The sequence below is a fragment of the Dolomitihabitans soli genome (assembly GCF_022213955.1).
GTDB classification, from domain to species: domain Bacteria; phylum Actinomycetota; class Actinomycetes; order Streptosporangiales; family Streptosporangiaceae; genus Streptosporangium_A; species Streptosporangium_A soli.
Genome location: NZ_JAKNTW010000062.1, coordinates 1 through 9931 on the forward strand (window position 1 = coordinate 1; position 9931 = coordinate 9931).

11 protein-coding genes are annotated in these 9931 nt (G+C 67.6%); 3 read left to right on the plus strand and 8 right to left on the minus strand.

From position 1 onward, the window contains the following. The 6 genes from MBA17_RS48835 to MBA17_RS50910 form a co-directional block, all read right to left on the minus strand. Positions 1 to 408 (minus strand): MauE/DoxX family redox-associated membrane protein (locus tag MBA17_RS48835; protein ID WP_238505805.1); only part of this gene is annotated, 408 nt, incomplete at its 3' end. Between the two features lie 465 nt (positions 409 to 873). Next, positions 874 to 1041 (minus strand): hypothetical protein, encoded by a 168-nt coding sequence (locus MBA17_RS48840; RefSeq protein WP_238505806.1) that lies wholly within the window; start codon positions 1039 to 1041, stop codon positions 874 to 876. Between the two features lie 301 nt (positions 1042 to 1342). Further along, positions 1343 to 2050, minus strand: a complete 708-nt coding sequence (locus MBA17_RS48845; protein ID WP_238505807.1) for a flavodoxin — start codon at positions 2048 to 2050, stop codon at positions 1343 to 1345. 9 nt (positions 2051 to 2059) lie between these two features. Further along, positions 2060 to 2908: an aldo/keto reductase gene (locus MBA17_RS48850; RefSeq protein ID WP_238505808.1), complete on the minus strand. Its 849-nt coding sequence runs from the start codon at positions 2906 to 2908 to the stop codon at positions 2060 to 2062. Between the two features lie 72 nt (positions 2909 to 2980). Beyond that, the gene (locus MBA17_RS50905) at positions 2981 to 3334 is read right to left on the minus strand and encodes an aldo/keto reductase (protein WP_455432999.1); all 354 of its coding nucleotides are present in this window, start codon (positions 3332 to 3334) and stop codon (positions 2981 to 2983) included. Continuing rightward, complete coding sequence (locus MBA17_RS50910) at positions 3225 to 3551, minus strand: aldo/keto reductase (protein WP_455433000.1); 327 nt, start codon at positions 3549 to 3551, stop codon at positions 3225 to 3227. The genes MBA17_RS50905 and MBA17_RS50910 overlap by 110 nt, the downstream gene beginning before the upstream one ends. A 300-nt stretch (positions 3552 to 3851) precedes the next feature. On the opposite strand from MBA17_RS50910, the gene MBA17_RS48860 reads away from it, so the two are divergent. After that, the gene (locus MBA17_RS48860) at positions 3852 to 4724 is read left to right on the plus strand and encodes a helix-turn-helix transcriptional regulator (protein WP_238505809.1); all 873 of its coding nucleotides are present in this window, start codon (positions 3852 to 3854) and stop codon (positions 4722 to 4724) included. A 109-nt stretch (positions 4725 to 4833) separates the two neighbouring features. On the opposite strand, the gene MBA17_RS48865 is transcribed toward MBA17_RS48860, so the two are convergent. Both MBA17_RS48865 and MBA17_RS48870 read right to left on the minus strand, forming a co-directional pair. After that, positions 4834 to 6060 carry an aldo/keto reductase gene (locus MBA17_RS48865; protein ID WP_238505810.1) on the minus strand — a complete coding sequence of 409 codons (1227 nt, stop codon included), beginning with the start codon at positions 6058 to 6060 and terminating at the stop codon, positions 4834 to 4836. 632 nt (positions 6061 to 6692) lie between these two features. Beyond that, positions 6693 to 7283 carry a TetR/AcrR family transcriptional regulator gene (locus tag MBA17_RS48870; protein WP_238505811.1) on the minus strand — a complete coding sequence of 197 codons (591 nt, stop codon included), beginning with the start codon at positions 7281 to 7283 and terminating at the stop codon, positions 6693 to 6695. A 94-nt stretch (positions 7284 to 7377) separates the two neighbouring features. Between MBA17_RS48870 and MBA17_RS48875 the strand changes: the two genes are divergently transcribed. After that, on the plus strand, positions 7378 to 8577 hold the full coding sequence (locus MBA17_RS48875; RefSeq protein WP_238505812.1) for an MFS transporter: 1200 nt from the start codon (positions 7378 to 7380) through the stop codon (positions 8575 to 8577). A 44-nt stretch (positions 8578 to 8621) separates the two neighbouring features. Beyond that, positions 8622 to 9395, plus strand: coding sequence for a hypothetical protein (locus MBA17_RS48880; protein ID WP_238505813.1), 774 nt, complete (start codon positions 8622 to 8624; stop codon positions 9393 to 9395). Positions 9396 to 9931: the final 536 nt, after the last annotated feature.

The window sequence follows — 9931 nt, forward strand, 5'->3', positions numbered from 1 at the left end:
CACCGGGCCGCCAGGAAACATCAGCGCCACCCAACCCACCGCGACAACGAGCAGCAGAAGCCCGTTACGGACCAGATGCACCGGACCGAGCGGCGTCGCGGACACGCCGAAGCACTGACACGGCTCACGCTGCCCCGAGCGAAGGGAAACAGCGATCCACATGGAAAACGCGATCAACAACATCCCGCCGGCGACCAACCCCGCACGGGGAAACACGATCAAGGTGGCCGCAGTGACAACTTCCATACCCACCGCCGCCACGGCAGCCGGGAACCGGACCGCACCGGGCAGCAATCGCAGAGTGACGGCGAAAGACCGCAGTGCGGCACGGTTACGCAGCTTTGAGAACGCGGAGACGACGAAGACCGTGGCGAGCAGGACCTGACTCGCCACCAGCACGTGGGACATGACCCATGATGCTCTTCCGGCGTGCTAGCCCGGCGCTAGCGCGCTGGTAGCGCAGCCCGCGGCATGGCGGCCAGGTTGGCCTTGCCGCCTCGGTGGCTGGGGACGCCACGCCAGCGCTCGTCCCGCTCATGCTGACCAGCACTTCCCCGTCACATCAGCTTTCCGGGGCCGGCGGCGGCCCGGTCAGGTCCAGGCGTCGGTCAGGCCGAAGCTGCACGGTCCCCGTACGGGTCATGTCGGTGTGGAAGAGCGGGGTCAGGCGCGCCGGTAGGCATCGGTCAGTACGTCGGCCCACGTCGGTTCCGCGAGGGTGTCTTGTTCCTTGTTGATTAAGGTGTTGCTGTCCTTTCCAGGTGAACGTGCCGGCGTTCGGGGCTTCCTGTCTCGGTGCGGGTGTCGGAGTCCGGGCCGCCCGCCGGATGGAGCACCAGCACGGAAGGTAAACCTCCCGCGCCAGCACTTCGTCTAACGGATTGCGATCAACTCACTGCAAGGAGTGCCCATGACCGCTTCGATCTCGACCACGGCTTGTTCGAGGTTCGCGGCGAACGGCAAAAGCGCCTGGTAAACCGGCTCACCACCCTCGGCGAGCCGCCGGATGACCTCGGCGTTCTTCTGCGCCCGGTCGGCCACCTCGGGGCCGAACGCCGTTCGTGTGCAGCATGGAGTTGGTGTCGAGCCGCTGCCCGGGTGTCCTGTCTCGTTGAACTTGAGGTACGGGATGGCGCTGAGCTGCGGTGCCTCAGATTGGATGAGACGCGCGGAACCTGTGGCGTCTCGCTGATCATGAGGCAGATCCTCGTTTCGCTCGCCGGTCTCCTGTCGGTTGAGTCCGGCCAGGGACTTGCCGTCTCACGGACCTGAGGCACCTGAGCGAATGCCTCATGATCAGTGGGACATGCCTCGGGTCGGATGAGACCGGACACCGGGTCGATCATCTGCGGGGCAGGCCGGTGCGGCGCAGCCACGTCTGAATGTCGGGGTCGGCGTCGGTGACTTCTTCGCCGCGGACGGCGAGGCCGTCGCCGATGGCGGCACCGGAGCAGGAGGCGGCGTAGTCGCGGGCAGTGGTGCCCAGGCCGCTCGTGGCATAGGTGGTGACGGGCAGGACGGTCTTGCCAGTGAAGTCGAGCTGCTCGGTGAACGTCGTCATGATCATGGGGGCTCTGACGTTCCAGATGGGGCCGGCCAGCAGGACCGTGGCGTAGCGATCCAGGTCAGGTAGGGCATTGGCGATGGTGGGCCGCGCGTCGTCGTTCTGTTCTTGAACGTTGCGGGCGACGGTCTGGTCGTAGTCGTCGGGGTAGGGATCCGCGGCCTGGATGCGGTAGACGTCGCAGTCGAGACGCTCGCTGATCATCTGGGCGAGGACCTGGGTGTTGCCGATTCGCAGGTTCCGGCGGCCGCCGTAGTGGTAGTTTTCGCCCGGCCGGGAGAAGTACGCCAGCAGGACCGGCCGACCCGCGGCCGCGGTGGGCCGCCGGGTGGCAGGGGCTGGGATGGGCTGGCCGGTCGGCTGGGTCGTGCGCTGGTCTGGTGTGCCGCAGCCGCCGGCGGTCGCGGTGATCACTGCGCCTCCCAGGAGCAGCGCGCCGCGTAGGAGCTGACGGCGTGGGAGCATGCCGGCCGGGCGATCCATCATCTCCACCCCTTAGCTGATGCGGCGGTTGCCGAGCCAGGTGACCATGGCGGGGTCGCGGTGGTCGAAGTACAGGGAGGCGCCCGTGTCCAGGGCGGCGATGTGGGCCATCTGGTCGTCGGCTAGCTCGAAGTCGAACACCTCCAGGTTGGCCGCCATCCGCTGCGGGCTGACCGACTTGGCGTTCACCGGGATGCCGCGCTGGATGAGCCAGCGCAGCACCACCTGCGGCACGGTCTTGCCGTGGGCCTGGCCGATCTCGATGAGGACGGGGTGGGTGAACAGGTTGTTCTTGCCCGCGGCGAAGGGGCCCCACGACTCGATCAGGATTCCGCGCTCGCTGTTGATCTGCTGGTCGGTGGCGCGCTGGAAGAACGGGTGGACTTCGATCTGGTTCACCGCCGGTGTGAGCTCGTTGTGGTCGACGAGGTCGATCACCCGGTCGGGGTAGAAGTTGGAGATACCGATCGCCTTGATCCGGCCGTCGCGGTGCAGGGCCTCCATGGCGCGCCACTGGCCGTACACGTCGCCGTAGGGCTGGTGCATCAGGTATAGGTCCAGGTAGTCCAGGCCGAGCTTCTTCGCCGAGGTCTCGAACGCCCGCCGGGTGTGCTCTTCGACGGGGTTGTCTTGCACCCACAGCTTGGTGGTGACGAACAGCTCCTCGCGCGGAATGCCGCTGGCCTTGAGCGCACGGCCGACGGCCTCCTCGTTCTCATAAGCCGCGGCCGTGTCGAACTTGCGGAATCCGGCGGCCAGAGCGTCGGTGACGACCTGCTCGGTCTGCTCCGGCGGGATCTGGAAGACCCCGAAGCCCAGGATGGGCATCTGGACGCCGTTGTTCAGGGCGACGGTCTGCATGGGACGCTCCTCATCGTGTGGTCGGCGATCACTACAGCCGCTGAGGCTGGCGAGGTCGGGGGCTGAGCCTGGTCAGCGTTCGAGCATCACCAGGCCGGCTTCGGTGTGGGTGTCGCCGGCGGCCGGGGGCAGGGCGGAGAGCCGGGCGAGCTGCTCGCCGGTCAGCTGGAGGGCGTCGGCGGCGGTGTTCTCCTCCACCCGGTGGACGCGCTTGGTGCCGGGGATGGGGACAATGTCGTCGCCCTGGGCCAGCAGCCACGCCAGCGCGACCTGGGCGGTGGTGGCTCCCGCCTCGGCCGCCACCGCCTGGGCCTCATCAGCGATCCGCAGGTTGGCTTGGAAGTTCTCGCCGGTGAACCGCGGGTTGCCGTGCCGGAAGTCGCCCTCGCCGAATCCCTCGGTGGATCGCCAGCACCACCTGGTCACGGCGGCCCTTCAAGGCCCGGCCGAGGAGCTCCTCGTTGGCGTAGGGTCCGTAGATCTCAGCGGTGTCGATCAGCGTGACGCCCAGCTCCAGCGCCCGATGCAGAGTGCGGATCGACTCGGCCTCATCGGTTCCCGAATCGGTGTAGCCGTGGGACATGCCCATCGCGCCCAGCCCGATCCGGGCCACGTCGAGCTCGCCGACGCTCACATGCTTCATGGTCGTTCTCTCCTCTGAGAGCGAAAACTCCGATGATCTTGTCGTTACGCTTGTCACTGGTCAGAGCCCTACGCGTGCCCGGTCGGCCCGGGATATCCCGGCGGCTCTTCAACAAACGGCTCTTGCCCGGGTGCGGCAGTGCCTGTCCTCCCCGGGGCAACGCCAGCGCCTGCTTCCGGCGTGGCGCCGGCGGATCGCCTGCTTCCAGCAAACCCCTCACCGCAGCCGGAAGGAAGTCACCGCGCAAAGGGGTAACAACAGGGACCCCCTTACGCCGGACGGACTGCCTAGCCTGGGAATATGGACAACCGCAGCGACGTCCGGGCGTTCCTCAGCTCACGCCGGGCCAAGGTCAGCCCGGAGCAGGCGGGCATCCCCGCCTACGGCCGCCGTCGGGTCGTCGGGTTGCGCCGCGGCGAGGTCGCCGCGCTGGCCGGGGTCAGCGTCGAGTACTACACGCGTCTGGAGCGCGGCAATCTCGCCGGGGCTTCCGAAAGCGTCTTGGACGCCGTCGCTCGCGCGCTGCAACTCGACGACACGGAGACGGCGCACCTGCACCACCTGGCCCGCGCCGCCGGCACCGCACCGGCCCGCGCCCGCCGCATCAAGACACCCGAGGTGCGGCCGTCGGTCCGCCGCGTGCTGGATTCGATGACCAGCGTGCCAGCGTTCCTGCGCAACCATCGGTTCGACATCCTGGCCGCGAACCCTCTGGGCATGGCTCTGTACGCGCCCATGTTCGCCGCGGGCACGGCTCTGCCGGTGAACTCGATGCGGTTCACCTTCCTGAACCCGCATGCCCAGGCGTTCTATCCGGACTGGGCGCAGGTGGCCCGCTCCTCCGTCGCCGCGCTGCGCATCGCCGCCGCCCAGAACCCGCACGACCAGCACCTGGTGAACCTCATCGGCGAGCTGTCCATGCGCAGCGACCCCTTCCGCGCCTGGTGGGCCGCCCAGGACGTCTACGTGCACCGGCACGGCACCAAACGCTTCCGCCATCCCGCCATCGGCGAGCTTGACCTGGCCTACGAAGCGTTTGAGCTGCCCGGCGATGAGGTTCTGACGGTCCTGACCTACTCCGCCGAGCCGGGAACTCCCTCCGGTGACGGCCTCCAACTGCTCGCCACGTGGGCCGCGAGGAATGCCAGCGTCACGGTCCAGGCCAGAGAATGACCGTGCCGGCTCATGCCTGTCAGGACCCGGCTCCACGACCGTGATGCTGGACGGGCCCACCCGCTGAACAGGCAGGCATTGCCGCCGATCCTGCCCGCCGGGCGGTATGTCACGACCTCGGCGCTTCGACTCCCGTTTGAGCGAGCACCGGGGCCGGCAGTCGTTCGCCCCGGACCCTGACCGCGTTCAGGGCGGTGGTGAACCGCTGCAGTTCGTCACTGGTGAAGGTGACTTCTTCGGTGCCGATGTTCTCCAGCAGATGCGAGGTCCGGGTCGCACTCGGGATCGGCACGATCCACGGCTTCTGCGCCTGCAACCACGCCAGTGACAGCTGTCCGGGCGTGGCGCCCTTGCGTACGGCCCAGTCCTGCAGCAGTTGCACCACCGCCATGTTGGCCGTCATATTCTCTCGCGAGTGGCGCGGCACCATCGCCCGGAAGTCGCCCTGGGTGAACCGGGTGTAGGGGTTGATGGTGCCGGTGGTGAAGCCGTACGACAGCGGGGCCCAGCAGACGAAGCCGATGCCCAGCTCTTCGCACAACGGCAGAACCTGGTCTTCCGGTCCGCGCCACAGCAGGTTGTACTCGTTCTGGATCGCCGTCAGCGGCTGCACCGCGTGCGCGCGGCGGATCGTCTGCGGGCCCGGTTCGGACAGGCCCCAGTGGCGGACCTTACCGGCGGTGATCAGCTCTTTGACCGTGCCCGCCACGTCCTCGATCGGGACCTGCGGGTCGACACGGTGCTGGTACAGCAGGTCGATGTGGTCGGTGCGCAGGCGTTGCAGCATGCCATCCACGGCTTGCCGGATGTGGTCGGGCCGGCTGTTGAGGCCGCCACGTTCGCCTGTCTGCTGGTTGACGTCGAACCCGAATTTTGACGCGATCACCACCTGGTCGCGTACTGGTTGCAGGGCTTCACCGAGGATGCGCTCGGACTCCAACGGCCCGTACACCTCGGCGGTATCGAACAGGGTCACGCCCTGTTCGACGGCGGTACGGATGATGGTGATCATATTTTCGCGGCTGCTGACCGGGCCGTACAGATTCCCCGGCATCGTCTGGCAGCCCAGGCCGATGCTGGAGACCTCCAGCGAACCCAGTCGGCGGCGTGCGGCCAGCGTGATCGCCGTCGTCGCGGTGTCCCCGCTTCCGGCTGCCGGCGTAGACGTGCGCTGGGCTACGGACGCCTGCTCGTCCGAGGCGCATCCTGTCACCCCGGCGACGAGAGAAGTCGCTGCAAGGCCGGCCGTGCTCAGCAAGAATCGGCGACGGCTGTTGTTGTCAGACATTCGGACCTTTTCGTTATCAGCGATATGGGCGTGGGCTTCCCAGTGCAACCCATACCGCCCAGGAGCAGGGAGCCCCTGCTGAAAGGGGTAAAGACAGAGACCCCGTATCTGGTTTGAGACGGCTGGTCCGCCCTTCGCGCCCGGTCCTTCAGACCCCAGCTCCCGTCATCGCCGCATCCGACATGGCGATTGAGTCGGACGCAGCCGTCCCTGATGGGGACTAAGCAGGCTGCCGTCATGCCGGCGGCCGAGCTGGCTGATCAGCCAGGCGCGTGGCAGGACGGTCCGGCGCCGCACCTCCGACAGCCCGCGAGTGGCGAACTTCTCCCCGCCCCTTCCACCCACCGGTGCCAGGTCGCCGCTCCCCATCTTCGGTCCTTCCCCGCCCGGAACTTCCGTCATCGCCCGCCTCGATCGGGTCATCGATCCCGGCCTGAACCTCTGGCGACGGGTCCGCGGCTTATCGCCGCGGTGCGAGGACCAGGAGGCCTACGCCTATTTCCGCGGGAACGTCTCGGCGGTGCACCGGGCTCGCGTGGCGGTCATCTCCGGTGTGGGTATCCGCTGGTACAACCTTGAGCGGCCGCACGCCGGCTTGGACGGCCGCACCCCGGCCCGGGCGTGGAACGAGGAGCACCCCCGGCGAACACGGCGCCGGGGGGGTACTTCCGATACACGCCTTAGTTCGATGGAGCCGCAAGTTGCGTGGCGGCCTGCATGAGTGCGGCCTTGGCCGATGCGGGCGTGCTCGAGCTGTCGGCGTGCATCATGCGTGCCATCTGCGGTACGGCGTACCACCAGCCTGCGAGGGCGAGAACGAGGAAGGCGAGGTCGGCCGCGGGAAGCGTGTCACTGATCGTCTTGCTTTGTTGCGCCCGCTCGAACGCGGCGACCTTGGTGCGGTAGTAGTCGGTGCGGGATGCCTCGTCGGGGACCGCGGGAAGATCGAGCAGGCCTTCCCAGAGCAGGAGCCTGGTCAGCTCGGGGTGTTCGGCGTGGTAGGCGTACACCGCGCCGGCGTACTCGGCCACGGCCTCAGGGCCGTCGAGGTGGTCGAGTGGGACGGCGGCAGCGACCTTGTTGAGTTCGTCGGCGAGCACGGTGGCGAAGAGCCGGGGCTTGTCGCCGAAGTAGGTGTACAGCCGCTCCTTGTTGACCCCCGCGCGGCGGGCGATGCGTTCCATGGTCGTGCCGCCGAGTCCGTGGGCAGCGAACTCGGCAACCGCAGCTTCTTTGAGTTTGCGCTTGGTCTCCTCGGTGTTCCATGCCATGCCGACCAGCATATCCAACGCTCCCGTTGCAGTTTGGGTCGTGACGTGTCTACACTGAATTCCAACGCGACCGTTGGAATTGCGGAGGAGGGCTATGCCGATCACTGCGAACACCCCAGATGCGCCCGTCATCGCCCGGCGCGCGGCCCGTGGTGGCGTCGTTCCACTGCTTGTCGTCACGGCCTTGATCGTGCTGATGCAGTTGTACGTGTCGATCCCCCTTCAAGAGACCGTGGGTGCCGACCTCGGCACTGCGGGAGTGACCGCGGCACTTGCAGCGGGCTACTCGTTCTTCTACGCCGTGGGTTTCCTGGTCTACGGGCCGTTGTCCGATCACCTCGGACGTCGCCGTGTTCTGGTGTCAGGCCTCGCTGTGCTTACGGTGGCCACCGTTGCGGTGGGGCTCGCATCGTCGATGGCTGCCCTGGGGACACTTCGTGCAGTGCAAGGCGCTGCAGCCGCAACGTTCGCACCAACGGCGCTGGCCCATCTCGGAGAGACCCTCCCGCCGCGACGGCGTACGCGGGCGATCGGGGCCATCTCGGTGGCCTTCCTCGCCGCAGGGATCCTCGGGCAGTTGGCGGCCGCAGCTATCAGCGCCGTCGGAGGGTGGCGCTGGACCTTCTTCCTCAGCGGCATGGCCCTGGCTGTCCTCACCTTGATCTCCGCGGCGACGATCCGTGAACCCGACGTGGAGCGGCCTCACCGACCACTCCTGAGTCGATACTCAAGCCTGATCCGCTTCACCGTCCGGCCCCGCTCACTCGTTCTCTGTGCCGGGCACCTTGTCGTCCTCGGTGGCTTCGTCGGCATGTACACCCTGCTCGGACCCCACCTGGCCGACGCCGGACTCACTTCCACCGAGACCATGCTGGTCCGCGCGGCCGCGCTGCCCGCAATGTTCTGTTCGCTTCTCGTTGGCCCTTTGTTGAACCGCTTCGGCGTCACACGGACTGCGCTGATCGGATTCGTCGTTGCCGCTGTGAGTCTGGCAGGCGAAGCCGTACTGGGCGGGCACCTGATCGGTGTCACCGCGGCGAGCATCGGCTTCGTCGCGGGAGTCGCCATCCTCGTACCGACCATGATCACCATATGGGGCGACGCCGCCCACCCTGCCCGCGGGATCGGGATGGCCATCAACGGATTCGTGCTCTTCCTCGGCGCCAGTCTGGGCTCCTACGCCACTGAGCTGCCGGGTGGCTTCACCACCGCTCTTCTCATCCTCGCCGGCCTCTATCTAGCCGCCGGAATCGTCGTCTCCGCTGCGACCGGCCGCATCCGCCCCGGCCGATGAGCACCAAGACAAACGCGACTCCCCTCACTCAAAGGAGCAACGCCATGCCACGCCCGAGAACACTCATCCCTGTCATCGCGCTCGCGGTTCTCGCGACCGCGGGAACCGCCGTTGCCGCCAACGCCGGAGACGAGACCGAGTCAACCGCCGTCCAACCACCGATCAGCCAACCGAGAGAGGCTTCCGCGATGCCAACCCCCACCGCATCCCACCCAGGCGACCTCGGCGACGCGCAACAGCTAGAGAGCGCCGCGCTGCGCGGCACCGGGCTGAGCATCCCTGCCGGCTGGGACATCGTCGACGTACGGCATGAGCAACACGACGACCGCCAGGTCACCGTGATCCGCCACCAACCCGACAGCTACGGCCTCGGCGGCCCTCACTCCAGCCTCGTACTCGACGAGGACGGAACCATCCTCGGCTACACGCGACTCACCGGGCAGGGTAGCGATGCCGCCCTCCCCGACGCCGCTGCGAGCGAACAGATCACCCTCGACTTCCTACGACAAGTAGCCCCCGAGTACGTCAACGGCCTCAGCGTTGAATGGGTTGACCAACACGACGAGACGGTGACCCGGCCTGACGGCACCACTGTCACCGTCTCCGGAATGAAAGTGAAGATGCACCACGACGACGGCCGCTACGCATGGGTCGTCGTCGGCGCCGACCGCTCCATCCTGACTTACGAACGAGACATCACCTGGGACTCCAGCCAAGGACGACGCGGCACCCAAATGTGGCTCCATGACTCCTGGATCGCCGCCCACGAGGGCGCCGGTCCACAGCCTGACCCGCCGTATGCGTTGGCCACGTCGTAACTGGTACCAGGTCGCCATCACCGGCCAGGTCGACGCCCGCATCGCCGAGTGGATCGCACTCACCTCGCCCGTCCTCGGAAACCTGGCACCCCGATATCCGCATTCTCTCTCTTCGGGGAAGCGGTTCCAGGAAAGGCAGGTGAGCATGGAGGGATCATCGCGGCGTACCGCGGTGGCCGGCCTGAGTGCGGGCCCGTGGAGTACCGATTCGAGCTGGGCGACCTGTCCACCCGACCGGCTCGCCAGGTCATCGCCGAGCTCACCACTCAACAGCGGGCGAGGTTGGTCGGCCTCTTCTCGTGGATGCGCTCGGGCTGTGGCTTCCTCAACGATCTGCGCCCCGGCCGCGAGGTGACCGCCGAGGTCACCCAGCCGGGCCCTGGTCATCGCCGGCCGCGACGACGGCGCGGTCCCGTTCGCTCACGCCGAATCCCTCATCGCCCACCTGCCGCACGCCGAGCTCGTGGAAAGCCGGGCGAGCAGCCGTTTCATCTGGCCGGCCGATGACTGCCCCGCCATCGCGGGCAGGATCGCCG